Here is a 13118-nt window from a genome sequence, read left to right on the forward strand (position 1 = left end):
TTCGCGAGCTATCCTGCCAGCGCCGTGGCGTGGTGGCGCAGGTGGTCCTCGATGAAGCTCGCGATGAAGAAATAGCTGTGGTCGTAGCCCGGCTGGCGCCGTAGCGTCAGAGGGTGACCGGCGCTGCGGGCGGCGGCTTCGAGGGTTTCGGGTTTGAGCTGGGTGGCGAGGAAGTCGTCGCGGTCGCCCTGGTCGACGAGGAGGGGCAGGCGCTCCTTCGCGTCGGCGATCAGCGCGCTCGCATCCCATTCGCGCCAGCGCGCGCGATCCTCGCCGAGGTAGCGCGAGAAGGCCTTCTCGCCCCACGGGCAGTTCATCGGGTTGGCGATCGGCGCGAAGGCCGACACCGAGCGGTAGCGGCCGGGGTTGCGCAGCGCGCACACCAGCGCGCCATGTCCACCCATCGAGTGGCCGCTGATGCCGCGCGCATCCGACACCGGGAAGCTGGCTTCGATCAGCGCCGGCAACTCCTCGACCACGTAGTCGTGCATGCGGTAATTGCGCGCCCACGGCTCCTGCGTCGCGTTGAGGTAGAAGCCCGCGCCGAGGCCGAAGTCCCACGCGCCGTCCGGGTCGCCCGGCACGTCCGCGCCGCGCGGGCTGGTGTCGGGCGCGACGATGACGAGGCCCAGCTCGGCCGCCATGCGTTGCGCGCCGGCCTTCTGCATGAAGTTCTCGTCCGTGCAGGTCAGGCCCGACAGCCAGTACAGCACGGGCAGTTTCCCGCCCTGTTCGGCCTGCGGCGGCAGGTACACGGCGAACACCATGTCGCAGCCCAGCGTCTGGGAGCGGTGGCGGTAGCGCTTGAGCCAGCCGCCGAAACTTTTCTGGCAGGAGAGGTTTTCGAGGGTCATGGAAATCCCCTGCCTCGCGTCAGAAATGAATCACCGTGCGGATGCTCTTGCCCTCGTGCATCAGGTCGAAGGCGTCGTTGATCTGCTCCAGCGGCATGGTGTGCGTGATGAAGGTGTCGAGCGGGATTTCGCCCTTTTGCGCCTTCTGCACGTAGCCCGGCAGTTCGGTGCGGCCCTTCACACCGCCGAAGGCGCTGCCGCGCCACACGCGGCCGGTGACGAGCTGGAAGGGGCGGGTGCTGATTTCCTGGCCGGCGCCGGCGACGCCGATGATGGTGGATTCGCCCCAGCCTTTGTGGCAGCACTCCAGTGCCGCGCGCATCAGCTTGACGTTGCCGACGCATTCGAAGGAGTAGTCCACGCCGCCGTCGGTCAGCGCGACGATCACGTCCTGGATGGGCTTGTCGTGGTCGTTCGGGTTCACGAAATCGGTCGCGCCGAGCTGCTTCGCGATGTCGAACTTCGACGGGTTGATGTCGATCGCGATGATGCGCGAGGCCTTGGCCATCTTCGCGCCGATGATCGCCGCGAGGCCGATGCCGCCCAGGCCGAAGATCGCCACCGTCGCGCCTTCCTCGACTTTCGCGGTGTTGAGCACCGCACCGATGCCGGTCGTGACGCCGCAACCGAGCAGGCACACCTTTTCCAGCGGCGCATCCTTGGGGATCTTCGCGAGCGAGATCTCGGGCACGACCGTGTATTCGGAGAAGGTCGAGGTCCCCATGTAATGGTAGATCGGCTGGCCCTGGTAGGAAAAGCGAGTGGTGCCGTCCGGCATCAGGCCCTTGCCCTGGGTGGCGCGTACGGCCTGGCACAGGTTGGTCTTGCCCGACTTGCAGAACTTGCACTCGCGGCATTCGGCCGTGTACAGCGGGATCACGTGGTCGCCGACTTCCAGCGAGGTAACGCCTTCGCCGACCGCCTCGACGATGCCGCCGCCTTCATGGCCGAGGATGGCGGGGAAGATGCCTTCCGGGTCGTCGCCGGACAACGTGAAGGCGTCGGTGTGGCACACGCCGCTCGCGACGATGCGCACCAGCACCTCGCCCTTCTTCGGCGGCTCGACATCGACTTCGACGATCTGCAGGGGCTGCTTGGGGCCGAAGGCGACGGCGGCGCGCGACTTGATGGTCATGGCGAGGGCTCTCTCTGTTGTTGTCGAGGGTAGGCGACGAAGTCTAATTGATGCGGTGATACGGATAATCTGCACGTCGGCAATATACTGTTGCTCATGAGCAATAATCGCCGCATCCGCGTGGCCTTGTCGGGGTGTTGGGCATGAACCGCTGGGAAGGCCTGGACGAATTCCTCGCCGTGGCCGAGCACGGCAGCTTCTACCGCGCCGCAGAGCATCTGCGCGTGTCGTCCTCGCACGTGAGCCGTCAGGTCGCGCGCCTCGAGGACAGGTTGCAGGCGCGGCTCTTCTATCGCACGACGCGGCGCGTGTCGCTCACCGAGGCGGGGCAGATCTTCCTCGCGCGCTGCCAGCGCCTCGTCGAGGAGCGCGACGAGGCCTTCCTCGCGATCAGCGACCTGCAGAGCGCGCCGGCCGGCCTCTTGCGCATGAGCGCAGCGGTGGCCTACGGCGAGCGCTTCATCGTGCCGCTGGTGAACGATTTCATGGCGCAGCATCCGCAGCTCAGCGTCGAGATCGAGCTGACGAACCGCAACGTCGATCTCGTGCACGAGGGCTTCGACCTCGCGATCCGGCTCGGGCGGCTGAGCGATTCCAGCCTCGTTGCGACCCGCATCGCGCCGCGCACGATGTATCTGTGCGCCGCGCCGTCCTATCTCGAACGCTACGGCCGGCCGCACACGCTGTCCGAGCTGGGTCGCCACAACTGCCTGCTCGGCACCGGTGATACGTGGATGTTCCAGCTCGACGGGCGCGAGTACCCGTTCAAGCCCAGCGGCAACTGGCGCTGCAACAGCGGCTATGCGGTGCTGAATGCGGCCTTGCGCGGCTTCGGGCTGTGCCAGCTGCCGGATTACTACGTGCTCGGGCCTTTCCAGCGCGGTGAGCTGGTGCCGCTGCTGGAGGCGAACCGGCCGCCGAATACCGCCGTGTGGGCGGTGTCGCCGCAGCGCCGCCATCCGCTGCCCAAAGTGCGCCTGCTCGTCGAGGCGCTGAAGGACGGGCTCGCGAAGTGCCCGGAGTACCGGGGCACGGCCGTTTGATCACGCTGCGGCGTCGGGCTCGCCGCAGTGTTTGAGGATCTGCCGACGCGCCGCATCGCGCAGCGCCAGCGCCGCATTCCAGTCGCTGCCCCGGGGCAGGATGGGACGGCCTATCGTCACCCTGACCGGGCCGCGGCGCGGGCGCCAGGTCTCGTCGGGCAGCACCGCGCGCGTGCCGCGGATCGTGACGGGCACGACGGGCAGCTCGGCCTCGCTCGCGGCGAGGAAGGCGCCGAGGCGGAACTCCTGCAGGCCGGGCCTGCGCACGAAGGTGCCTTCGGGGAAGTAGAACAGCGCCGCGCCCAGCCGTGCGCGCTCGGCGAGCCGCTTTGCGGCGTCCGCGCTGTCCTGCACCGCGAAGCGCTCGATGAACTCGGTTCCGAGTCCTTGCAGGAAGCGGCGCGCGATCGTGTTGTCGAGCAGTTCGCGCTTGGCGACGAAGACGAAGGGCCGGGGCAGGGCGGCGGCGGCGATCAGGCCGTCGAGGTAGCTCGCATGGTTCGCGACGACGATGCAGGGTGCGGATGCGGGCAGGTTTTCCAGTCCGCGGACGTCGATGCGGATGCCGACCAGGGCCGCGAGCAGGCGTGCCCCCGCGCGTCCGATGCGCCAGCCGAGCGCCGGGCGGCGCAGCGTTGCGACGGAGATCCACACCGGCACCGCGAGCAGCACGAGCGCGGTCCATGCCCAGGCGGCCCACAGCGTGCCGAGTGCGCGGCGCAATCCTTGCGCGGCCTTGCGCGTCGCGGCGGTCGCGGCGAGGTGCAGCATCTGCATGCGCACGCTGTGCTGACGGCCGAGCACGCCGCTCTGGTACAGCTCGCGCGTCGCAGCGCGGCGGATCTTGCCGCTGGAGGTCTTCAGCACGCTGTGCGGCGGCGCGAGCACGACCTCGTCGAGCGGCACGCCCAGCAGGTCCACCGCGAGGTTGCCGACCGCATGTTCGAGCCCGTGGCGTTCGGCCTCGTCGGCACTGCGCGTCTCGACCACGGCGACGAGCCGTTCGCTCGCGGTTGCGGGATTGGCGACCCCGAATACGGCGACGCAGCCGCGGCGCACGCCCGGCAATGCGCCGATGGCGTCTTCCAGTTCGTAGGGGTAGAGGTTGCGCCCGCCGCGGATGATCATGTCCTTGACGCGGCCGGTCACGAAGAGCTCGCCTTCGGCCAGGTAGCCGAGGTCGCCGGTATCGAGCCAGCCGGCGCGCAGCAGCTTGCGCGTCTCGTCGGGATTACGCAGGTAGCCGGCCGTCGCCGACGGGCCGCGGAATTCGATGCGGCCGATGCGGCGCTCGCGCAGCTCGTCGCCATCCGGTCCGACGATGCGAAGATCATGGCCCGGCAGGGGCTGGCCGCAGCCGACGAAGCGGATCGCGCTCGCGTCCTGCGCGGCGGCGTGAATAGCCTCGGTGCGGAAGAAGGCTTCGCGCACGACGCGGTCGATGCGCGGGCCGCGGCCGGGCGGCGGCACGGCGAGGCCGACGGCGTTCTCCGCGAGGCCGTAGGCGGGCGTCATGGTTTCGCGATGCAGGCCATAGGGGGCGAGGCGCGCGGCGAAGTGTTCCAGCGTGTCCGGATTCACCGGCTCGGCGCCGTTCGCGGCGATGCGCCAGTGCGACAGGTCCAGCCCGGCCAGTTCGCTTTCCTCGACGTGTTTCAGTACGAGTTCGTAGGCGAAGTTCGGTGCCGCGGAGAGCGTGCCGCGGTAGCGGTGCAGCGCGCGCAGCCAGCGCACGGGCCGCGAGAGGAAGTCCAGCGGCGACATCAGCACCAGCGGGCAGCCGTTGTACAGGCTGCCGAGCCAGGCGGCGATGAGCCCCATGTCGTGGTACAGCGGCAGCCAGCTCACCGTGACGTCGGCGGCCGTGATCGCGACGCTGCGGCTCCACGCGCGGATGTTGGCGAGCAGGTTCGCGTGCGTGAGCATCACGCCCTTCGGATTACCGGTGCTGCCGGAGGTGTATTGCAGCAGCGCGAGCTCGTCCGGCCGCGGCGTCGCAGCCGCCGGACTGCCGGTGCCGGCCGCGAGCTCGTGCGCGGTGACGGTGTGCCTGAGGCTGCCCGAGGGCGTGGAGATCAGGCGCGCGACCGGCTGCACCTGCTCGTCGGTGATCAGCACCGGCGCGCGGCAGCTTTCCAGGATGCCCGACTGGCGGCGCAGGTGGTCTTCGAGCTGGGACGGGCGCGTGGGCGGATACATCGGCACCGGCACGCCGCCCGCTAGCAGCGCGCCGAAGAAGCTGGTGAAGAATTCCAGCGAGGTCGGCAGCATGATCGCGACCGCCTCGCCCTGGGTGAGGCCGCGCCGCCGCAGCCCGGCGGCGATGCGCTGCGCGCCCTGCAGCAGTTCGCGGTGCGTGAGCGTGCCGACCTCGGCGTCGTCGTGCAGCAGGCGGATGTGCACATGGTCGGGCGAACGCTCGGCGTGCCAGAGCAGGACGTCGACGAGCGTGGCTGCGCCGGTCGGCGCCTCGATGCGCGTGGTGTCCGGCGCGGCGGCGAGCCCCGGCGCGGAGGAGGTCGCGTCCGGCCGTGCGGCGCGCAGCGCGGCAAAGAGTTGGCGCGGGGTCTCCGCCGAGGCGAGGGTGTCTTCGGGCAGGCGTGCGTGCGCGGCGCGCTCGATACGTGCGAGCAACTCGACGCGCGCAAGGCTGTCGAGTCCGAGTTCGCGTTCGAGGTGGCTGTCGAGGCCGGCTTCGGGCGGCTTGCCGGGGCGCAGCTCGCCGACGAGCCCGCGCACGATCCCGAGCACCTCGGCCGCGTCGATTGCCGGACGGCTTCGGTTCATGATGAGGTTCCGACCGCGAGGTCCGTAGCGGCGCGCACGGGCCGGGTCTTCCCCCCTTTTTAGCCCTTGGTCGCGAGTCCTGCCGTGACGGCGTCGCTCGCGGGCAGCGGGCGCACGCTGCGGCAGTCGGTCGCGCGGATCTGCTGCAGCATGTAGTCGGCGGTCAGACCGGGCAGCATCGCGCGCAGGTAGCGGGCGAGGTTGAGCATCTGGCGGTTGTCGAGTTCGGTGTCGCAGTTCGCGCGGCCGAAGTCCTCGTCGGGCGGAATCTGCGAGAAGCCGAGCCGCGCATTGGGGGCGATCTCGCGTCGGGTGCCCGCGGCAAAGACGAGCAGGCACAGCGTGTGGCAGGTGCTGCCGGAGGCGATGCGGGTGTCGAAACCACGGTTGCGCAGCATCGAGCCGACGGTGATCGCGGCGCCGACGCTGCCGTCGGCAAGATCGAGGACCACGGTCTTGCCCTGGCACGAGCGCTTCGCGAGCGCGTCGCTGGCAAGCCGCAGCGAGGACACGGCGGCGGGTGTGAGTGCGCCGCGCAGCGCGAGTTCGCAGTCCGTGCCGCGTTGCGCGGTCGCGACGTCGCCGCCCTGGTAGGTGAAATGATCCGCCTTCGCATCCGCCTTCGGTTCCACGGTCGGGGCAACGCCACAGGCCGCGACGACCAGTCCGGTCGCGGCGGCGGCAAGGAGATGCCGGGGGAAGCGGACGTGCATGAGGGCTCTCTCCTGGTGGTCTGCGGCAAGTTGACGTGGTGTCGGGTCGAGTGCCGAACGCCGGCTCCCGCCTTGAGGGGGAGGAACGACGTGTCCGGGCAGACTTCATGTACCGGATTGCCGGCTTACAAAAATATCATAGCAGGGGCGCCCGCCCGAAGTGGTGCGGCGCATGCTGTTCTCGCGTTTCGAGCTGAATGTCGACGCCGATGACGGCGTCCGGCTTGCGCAATGTGTGGTCGATGTGTGAGCCATGCGGGCCGCTATTGGCTATGCTGAGCATGACAGGAGCACGCGGTGAAGGGGCGCGCTTCGGTCCGGCCCGTGCGATCGGTACATGAGGGCGGCCGGCGAGGCGATGAGCCGCCAGTGTGCATCAAGGGCTGAACAGAAATCCGCAGAGAACGGGGGAGGGAGTGATGGAACGGACGTCGATCATTCGCAAGACGACGGCAGAGCTTCGGACCCGGCCGAACCTGGTCGATTACGAGGCGACGCGGCATGCCTTCTCGTGGGATCTCGCGCGCGAGGCGCTGGCGGGACTGCCCGGCGGGGCGCTCAACATCGCCTACGAGACGGTCGTGCGCCACGCGGGCGGGCGGCTGCGCGACCATCTGGCGTTCCGCTTCCTCGGCCAGGGCGGAGGGGTGCGCGATCTCAGCTACGGCGATCTCGCGGCGCTCACGGCACGCTTCGCCAACGTGCTGCGCGGGCTCGATGTGGTGCGCGGCGAGCGCGTGTTCGTGCTCACCGGGCGCATCCCCGAACTCTACGCCGCAGTGCTTGGCGGCCTGCGCGCCGGTTGTGCGGTGTCGCCGTTGTTCTCGGCCTTCGGGCCGGAGCCGATCGCGACAAGGCTGAACCTCGGCCAAGGCGCGGTGCTCGTCACGACCGAGTCGCTGTATGAACGCAAGGTCGCGAAGATCCGCAGCCAACTCACGACGCTGCGCCACGTGCTGGTGGTGTCCGACGACGGCACGCCCACCGACGTACCTGATACGCACGACCTCGGGCGCCTGATGGCCGCGGCCTCGGACGATTTCCCCACCGTGCCGACGCGCCCCGACGAGCTCGCGCTGCTGCACTTCACGAGCGGCACGACCGGCACGCCGAAAGGCGCGATGCACGTGCATGGCGCGGTCGCGACGCACTGGGCGACCGGGCTCTACGCGCTCGATCTGCATCCCGACGACGTCTTCTGGTGCACGGCCGACCCCGGCTGGGTCACTGGCACGTCCTACGGCATCATCGCGCCGCTGTTGCATGGCGTGACCTCCATCGTCGACGAGGGCGATTTCGACGCCGAGCGCTGGTACCGCATCCTGCACGAGCAGAAGGTTAGCGTGTGGTACACCGCGCCGACCGCGATCCGCATGCTGATGAAGGCGGGGCCGGAGCTCGCGCAGCGCTTCGAATTCCCGGACCTGCGCTTCGTCGCGAGCGTCGGCGAGCCGCTCAACCCCGAGGCCGTGTGGTGGGGCAAGGAGGTGCTGGGCCTGCCGATCCACGACAACTGGTGGCAGACGGAGACGGGCGGGATCATGATCGCGAACCTGCCCGCGCTGGACATCAAGCCCGGCTCGATGGGCCGGCCGCTGCCGGGCGTCGAGGCGGCCATCGTGCGGGAGGGCAAGGACGGCCTCGTCGAGGTCATCGAGGAGCCCGACGTCGAAGGCGAACTCGCGCTGCTGCGCGGCTGGCCGGCCATGCTGCGCGGCTACCTGAACAACGAGGAACGCTACCGCAAGTGCTTCTCGGGCGTGTGGTACCTCACCGGCGACCTGGCGCGGCGCGACGCCGACGGCTACTTCTGGTTCGTCGGGCGCAAGGACGACGTGATCAAGTCGGCCGGCCACCTGATCGGCCCGTTCGAAGTCGAGAGCGCGCTGATGGAGCATCCCGCGGTCGCCGAAGCGGGCGTGATCGGCAAGCCGGACGCGATGGTCGGCGAAATCGTGAAGGCTTTCGTGTCGCTGAAGAAGGGCTTCGAGCCGGGCGAGGCGCTGCGCATGGAGCTGCTCGCGCACGCACGCAAGAAGCTCGGCGCTGCCGTCGCGCCGAAGGAGATCGACTTCGCGACAACGCTGCCGCGCACGCGCAGCGGCAAAATCATGCGCCGGCTGCTGAAGGCGCGCGAGCTGGGGCTGCCCGAAGGGGATACGTCGACACTGGAGGCCGGAGCATGAACGAGACGGGCGACATGACGGAGGCCGTGACAGGGATGCCCGAGCGCCCGTTCGCGCATCGGCTGCTCGCCGACATGCTGCGCATCCGCCGCATGGAGGAGAAATGCGCCGAGCTCTACGGCGCGCAGAAGATCCGCGGCTTCCTGCACCTTTACATCGGCGAGGAGGCCTGCGCGACCGGCGCGATGCACGCGCTCGACGCCGGCGACAACGTCGTCGCGACCTACCGCGAGCATGGCCACGCGCTGCTGCGCGGCGTGCCGATGGACGCGATCATGGCCGAGATGTTCGGCAAGGCGGCCGGCTGCTCGCGCGGGCGCGGCGGCTCGATGCACCTCTTCGACGCCGCGCGGCGCTTCTACGGCGGCAACGCCATCGTCGGCGGCGGCCTGCCGCTGGCGGTGGGGCTCGCGCTCGCGGACCGCATGCAGGGCATACGCCGCGTGACGGCGTGCTTCTTCGGCGAGGGAGCGGTGGCGGAGGGTGCGTTCCACGAAGGCATGAACCTTGCCGCGCTGTGGCGGCTGCCGGTGCTGTTCCTGTGCGAGAACAACCTGTACGCGATGGGCACCGCGCTGGACCGTTCGGAATCCCAGACCGAGCTGTGCGTGAAGGCTGCGAGCTACAAAGTGCCGACGCTGAAGGTGGACGGCATGGACGTGCGGGCGGTGCATGAGGCGACGTGTCGCGCCGCACAGCAGGTGCGCGAGGAGGGCGGCCCCTTCTTCGTCGAATTCCGCACCTTCCGTTTCCGCGCGCACTCGATGTTCGACCCCGAGCTGTACCGCGACAAGGCCGAGGTCGAGGAGTGGAAGAAGCGCGGGCCGATCCACAGTTTCTCCGCGCAACTGAAGGCGGCGGGCGAGCTGAGCGAGGATGGCTTCCTCGACCTTGACGCGGCGGCCGAGGCCGAGGTTGCCGCTGCGGTCGCGTTCGCCGAGGCCGCAGCGTGGGAGCCGGTCGAGGACCTGCTGCGGGACGTCACGACACCGGGAGGGCGGTCATGAGGGTCAGCTACCGCGAGGCGATGCGCCAGGCGCTGCACGATGCGCTCGTCAGCGATCCGCGTGTCTTCCTGATGGGCGAAGACGTGGGCCGCTACGGCGGCACCTATGCGGTGTCGAAAGGCTTCTATGACGAATTCGGTCCCGAGCGCATCCGCGACACGCCGCTCTCCGAACTCGGTTTCGTCGGCGCCGGCATCGGCGCGGCGCTGGGCGGCATGCGGCCCATCGTCGAGGTCATGACGGTGAATTTCAGCCTGCTCGCGCTCGACCAGATCGTGAACAGCGCCGCGTTGCTGCGCCACATGTCGGGCGGGCAGGTGTCGGTGCCGTTGGTGATCCGCATGGCCACCGGCGCCGGGCGCCAGCTCGCGGCCCAGCACTCGCACAGCCTGGAAAACTGGTACGCGCACATTCCCGGCATCCGCGTGCTCGCCCCGGCGACCATCGCCGACGCCCGCGGCATGCTTGCGCCGGCGCTCGCCGACCCGGACCCGGTCGTGATCTTCGAGCACGCCCAGCTCTACAACACGGAAGACGAACTGCGAGATGAGCCAAATGAGGACTGGCGGTGCGACATCGAGCGCGCGGCGATTCGCCGCCCCGGCAGCCGGCTCACCGTGATCACCTACGGCGGCAGCCTGCCGAAGGCGCTGGAGGCCGCGGACGAACTGGCGCGCGACGGCATCGACGTCGAGGTGCTCGACCTGCGCGTGCTGCGTCCGCTGGATACGGAGACCATCGCCGAGTCGGTGAGCCGCACGCACCGCGCGGTGATCGTCGATGAAGGCTGGCGCAGCGGCAGCCTCGCCGCCGAGGTGATGGCGCGCATCGTCGAGCGCTGCTTCTACGATCTCGACGCGCCGCCGGTGCGTGTGTGCAGCGAGGAAGTGCCGATCCCCTACGCCAAGCACATGGAGGACGCCGCGCTGCCGCAGGCGGCCAAGATCGTCGCTGCGGTCAGGGAGGTACTGAATGTTTGACTTCACGCTGCCCTCCCTCGGCGCCGACATGGACGAGGGCAAGCTCATCGAATGGAAGGTGAAGCCCGGCGACACCGTGCGCAAGGGCCAGGTCGTCGCGATCGTCGACACCTCGAAGGCGGCGGTCGATGTGGAGATCTGGCAGGACGGCGTCGTGCATGAGCTGCTGGTCGAACCGGGGGAGCGGATTCCCGTCGGCACGGTGCTGGCGACGTTGCTCGAGCCAGGCGAAAAGCCGCCACCGGAGGGCGCCGCGAGTGCCGGCGAACGGGCCGGAAAGCTCACGCCTGCTGCCGCCCCCGGCGCCTCGGAGGCCGCACGCCAGCGCATCTCGCCGGCGGCGCGCAGGCGTGCCGAGGCGCTCGGGGTGGATATCGCGCGACTCATGGGCTCCGGACCGGGCGGTGCCGTGACGCTTGCGGATGTCGAGGCCGCCGCGCAGCCCGGCGCGTCGAAATCCGCCGAAACCGTCCCGGTGGCACATCCCGAGGCCGACAGGAACGCCGAGATGCGCCGCGCGATCGCCGCGGCGATGAGCCGTTCGAAGCGCGAGATCCCGCATTACTACCTCGTCGAAACGATCCCGATGGCGCGCGCGCAGCGGTGGCTTGCGCAGGTGAACGAGGGGCGGCCGATCACCGGGCGCCTGCTGATGGCGGTGCTGCAGCTCAAGGCGGTTGCGGCTGCGCTCGCGCAGTATCCGGAGATGAACGGCTTCTTCCGCGACGGCCGTTTCGAGTCGGTGCCGGCCGCGCACATCGGCGTCGCGATCTCGCTGCGCCAGGGCGGGCTTATCGCGCCTGCGCTGCATGATGTCGGCAGCAAACCGCTCGACCAGTTGATGCGCGAGCTCGCCGATCTCGTGAAGCGCACGCGTGCCGGCTCGCTACGCAGCTCGGAGATGTCCGATCCGACGATCACCGTGACCAACCTCGGCGAGCAGGGCGTCGAATCCGTGATGGGCGTGATCTACCCGCCACAGGTCGCGCTCGTCGGCTTCGGCCGCATCATGGAGCGGCCGTGGGTGGAGGACGGCACGCTGGTTGTGACGCCGACGGTCGTCGCGAGCCTCGCGGCGGACCACCGCGTGTCGGATGGACATCGTGGCGCGCTGTTCCTCGCCGAGCTGCGGGAGTGCCTGCAGCGGCCGGAGGAGCTGTGATGGGGAAGGGCGACAGGGACAAACAAGGGGAAGGCGATGTCCGAGAAATATCCTGAGCTGCGGGCGAACGTGATCGCGATCCTGCGCGGCATCGCGCCCGAGGTCGAGGCGGACGACTTGCGCGACGACCGCCCACTGCGCCAGCAGGTCGACCTCGATTCGATGGACTGGCTCAACTTCCTGATCGGGATCAGCGAGCAGCTGAAGGTGAGCATCCCCGAGGCGGACTATGGCCGCCTCGTGACGCTGGGGAACCTGCTCGACTACCTGCGCGCGAAGCTCGGCTAGCGCCGCCAGGTGTTCAGACGCCCGGCTGCTGCATGATCATCACCTGCGCCGGCATCGGCGCCGGGAAGCCCGCTGCCGCAAGGGTCTCGCGGATCACGCGGTTGCCGTCGAAATACACCTGCCAGTAGTGGTCGTTGTGGCAGAAGGGGCGCACCGCGAGCACCGGGCCGACGAGGTTGAACTCGAGGATGTCGACCTCCGGTGCGGGATCGGCGAGCACGTTCGGTACGGCGAGGAGTTTTTCGCGCAGCAGCTGCATCGCCGTGAGGTGGTCGGCGCTGCTGGCGAGCTGGCACTTCAGTTCAACGCGGCGGTAGGGGTTGGCGGTGAAGTTCTGGATCGTGTCGCCGAACACCTTGCCGTTGCCGATCAGGGTCATGACGTTGTCGGGGGTGTTGATCGCGGTCGCGAACAGGCCGATTTCCTTCACGGTGCCGACGACGCCGCCCGCGCTGATGAAGTCGCCGACCTTGAACGGGCGCAGCACCACGACGAAGATGCCCGCGGCGAGGTTGCCGAGCAGGCCGCCCCAGGCGGCGCCGATGGCGACGCCGATACCGGCGACCAGGGCGGCGAAGGTGGTGGTCTGCACGCCGAAGTAGCCGAGGATGGCGACGACCAGGATGATGTTCAGGGTGACCGACAGGAAGCTGCCGACGTAGCGCATCAGCGTCGGGTCGACCTTCTGGCGTTCCATCGCCTGCTGCAGCAGGCGTCCGGCGAGTCCGATCAGCCAGCGGCCGACGATCCAGAAGATGATGGCGGCGAGGATCTTCAATCCGACGTCGGCAACATATGTCGCGGCGAGTTGGCGGTAGGTGTCCATCGGTTCCATGGCAATGCTCCAGGTCGGGTGATGGGATGCGGAGTCGAGTGTGGGAAGGCCGGTGACGTCAGGCGCGTCATGCGATAAGGCTAGACCGTAAATATTGCAAATGCACGGTAATCGGTCATGAACCTTTT

At 69.1% G+C, this 13118-nt stretch carries 11 protein-coding genes; 6 read left to right on the forward strand and 5 right to left on the reverse strand.

Annotated features, from left to right (window positions below; translation table 11 throughout):
* Positions 1 to 8: 8 nt before the first annotated feature.
* Both fghA and F464_RS0113405 read right to left on the reverse strand, forming a co-directional pair.
* Positions 9 to 854 (reverse strand): S-formylglutathione hydrolase, encoded by an 846-nt coding sequence (fghA, locus tag F464_RS0113400; RefSeq protein ID WP_018990336.1) that lies wholly within the window; start codon positions 852 to 854, stop codon positions 9 to 11.
* Positions 855 to 873: 19 nt separating this feature from the next.
* On the reverse strand, positions 874 to 1989 hold the full coding sequence (locus F464_RS0113405) for an S-(hydroxymethyl)glutathione dehydrogenase/class III alcohol dehydrogenase (protein WP_018990337.1): 1116 nt from the start codon (positions 1987 to 1989) through the stop codon (positions 874 to 876).
* A gap of 143 nt (positions 1990 to 2132) precedes the next feature.
* On the opposite strand from F464_RS0113405, the gene F464_RS0113410 reads away from it, so the two are divergent.
* On the forward strand, positions 2133 to 3032 hold the full coding sequence (locus tag F464_RS0113410) for a LysR family transcriptional regulator (protein WP_026295977.1): 900 nt from the start codon (positions 2133 to 2135) through the stop codon (positions 3030 to 3032).
* On the opposite strand, the gene F464_RS0113415 is transcribed toward F464_RS0113410, so the two are convergent.
* Together F464_RS0113415 and F464_RS0113420 are read right to left on the reverse strand one after the other, a co-directional pair.
* On the reverse strand, positions 3033 to 5819 hold the full coding sequence (locus F464_RS0113415) for an AMP-binding protein (RefSeq protein WP_018990339.1): 2787 nt from the start codon (positions 5817 to 5819) through the stop codon (positions 3033 to 3035). It lies immediately after the preceding gene.
* Between the two features lie 59 nt (positions 5820 to 5878).
* Positions 5879 to 6532, reverse strand: coding sequence for a COG3904 family protein (locus F464_RS0113420; RefSeq protein ID WP_026295979.1), 654 nt, complete (start codon positions 6530 to 6532; stop codon positions 5879 to 5881).
* Between the two features lie 419 nt (positions 6533 to 6951).
* Here F464_RS0113420 and acsA point away from each other — a divergent pair, with 419 nt between their 5' ends.
* From acsA to F464_RS0113450, 5 genes are read left to right on the forward strand one after another with little or no spacing between them, the layout of a single operon-like run.
* The gene (gene acsA / locus F464_RS0113430; RefSeq protein WP_018990341.1) at positions 6952 to 8718 is read left to right on the forward strand and encodes an acetate--CoA ligase; all 1767 of its coding nucleotides are present in this window, start codon (positions 6952 to 6954) and stop codon (positions 8716 to 8718) included.
* Positions 8715 to 9725, forward strand: a complete 1011-nt coding sequence (gene pdhA, locus F464_RS0113435; RefSeq protein WP_018990342.1) for a pyruvate dehydrogenase (acetyl-transferring) E1 component subunit alpha — start codon at positions 8715 to 8717, stop codon at positions 9723 to 9725. Before acsA ends, pdhA begins: the two co-directional genes overlap by 4 nt.
* Complete coding sequence (locus tag F464_RS0113440; protein WP_018990343.1) at positions 9722 to 10705, forward strand: alpha-ketoacid dehydrogenase subunit beta; 984 nt, start codon at positions 9722 to 9724, stop codon at positions 10703 to 10705. The genes pdhA and F464_RS0113440 overlap by 4 nt, the downstream gene beginning before the upstream one ends.
* Positions 10698 to 11867, forward strand: coding sequence for a dihydrolipoamide acetyltransferase family protein (locus F464_RS0113445; protein ID WP_018990344.1), 1170 nt, complete (start codon positions 10698 to 10700; stop codon positions 11865 to 11867). Before F464_RS0113440 ends, F464_RS0113445 begins: the two co-directional genes overlap by 8 nt.
* Positions 11868 to 11903: 36 nt before the next feature.
* On the forward strand, positions 11904 to 12155 hold the full coding sequence (locus F464_RS0113450) for an acyl carrier protein (RefSeq protein ID WP_018990345.1): 252 nt from the start codon (positions 11904 to 11906) through the stop codon (positions 12153 to 12155).
* A gap of 13 nt (positions 12156 to 12168) precedes the next feature.
* Here the strand turns inward: F464_RS0113450 and F464_RS0113455 are convergent, their stop codons facing one another.
* The gene (locus F464_RS0113455; RefSeq protein WP_018990346.1) at positions 12169 to 12990 is read right to left on the reverse strand and encodes a mechanosensitive ion channel family protein; all 822 of its coding nucleotides are present in this window, start codon (positions 12988 to 12990) and stop codon (positions 12169 to 12171) included.
* Positions 12991 to 13118: the final 128 nt, after the last annotated feature.

The organism is Aromatoleum toluclasticum ATCC 700605 (genome assembly GCF_000378245.1).
GTDB classification, from domain to species: domain Bacteria; phylum Pseudomonadota; class Gammaproteobacteria; order Burkholderiales; family Rhodocyclaceae; genus Aromatoleum; species Aromatoleum toluclasticum.

Bases quoted from the DNA above. Each gene is read 5' to 3' on its own strand.
- fghA (WP_018990336.1), bottom strand. From the start codon at position 854: ATGACCCTCGAAAACCTCTCCTGCCAGAAAAGTTTCGGCGGCTGGCTC.
- F464_RS0113405 (WP_018990337.1), bottom strand. From the start codon at position 1,989: ATGACCATCAAGTCGCGCGCCGCCGTCGCCTTCGGCCCCAAGCAGCCC.
- F464_RS0113410 (WP_026295977.1), top strand. From the start codon at position 2,133: ATGAACCGCTGGGAAGGCCTGGACGAATTCCTCGCCGTGGCCGAGCAC.
- F464_RS0113415 (WP_018990339.1), bottom strand. From the start codon at position 5,819: ATGAACCGAAGCCGTCCGGCAATCGACGCGGCCGAGGTGCTCGGGATC.
- F464_RS0113420 (WP_026295979.1), bottom strand. From the start codon at position 6,532: ATGCACGTCCGCTTCCCCCGGCATCTCCTTGCCGCCGCCGCGACCGGA.
- acsA (WP_018990341.1), top strand. From the start codon at position 6,952: ATGGAACGGACGTCGATCATTCGCAAGACGACGGCAGAGCTTCGGACC.
- pdhA (WP_018990342.1), top strand. From the start codon at position 8,715: ATGAACGAGACGGGCGACATGACGGAGGCCGTGACAGGGATGCCCGAG.
- F464_RS0113440 (WP_018990343.1), top strand. From the start codon at position 9,722: ATGAGGGTCAGCTACCGCGAGGCGATGCGCCAGGCGCTGCACGATGCG.
- F464_RS0113445 (WP_018990344.1), top strand. From the start codon at position 10,698: ATGTTTGACTTCACGCTGCCCTCCCTCGGCGCCGACATGGACGAGGGC.
- F464_RS0113450 (WP_018990345.1), top strand. From the start codon at position 11,904: ATGTCCGAGAAATATCCTGAGCTGCGGGCGAACGTGATCGCGATCCTG.
- F464_RS0113455 (WP_018990346.1), bottom strand. From the start codon at position 12,990: ATGGAACCGATGGACACCTACCGCCAACTCGCCGCGACATATGTTGCC.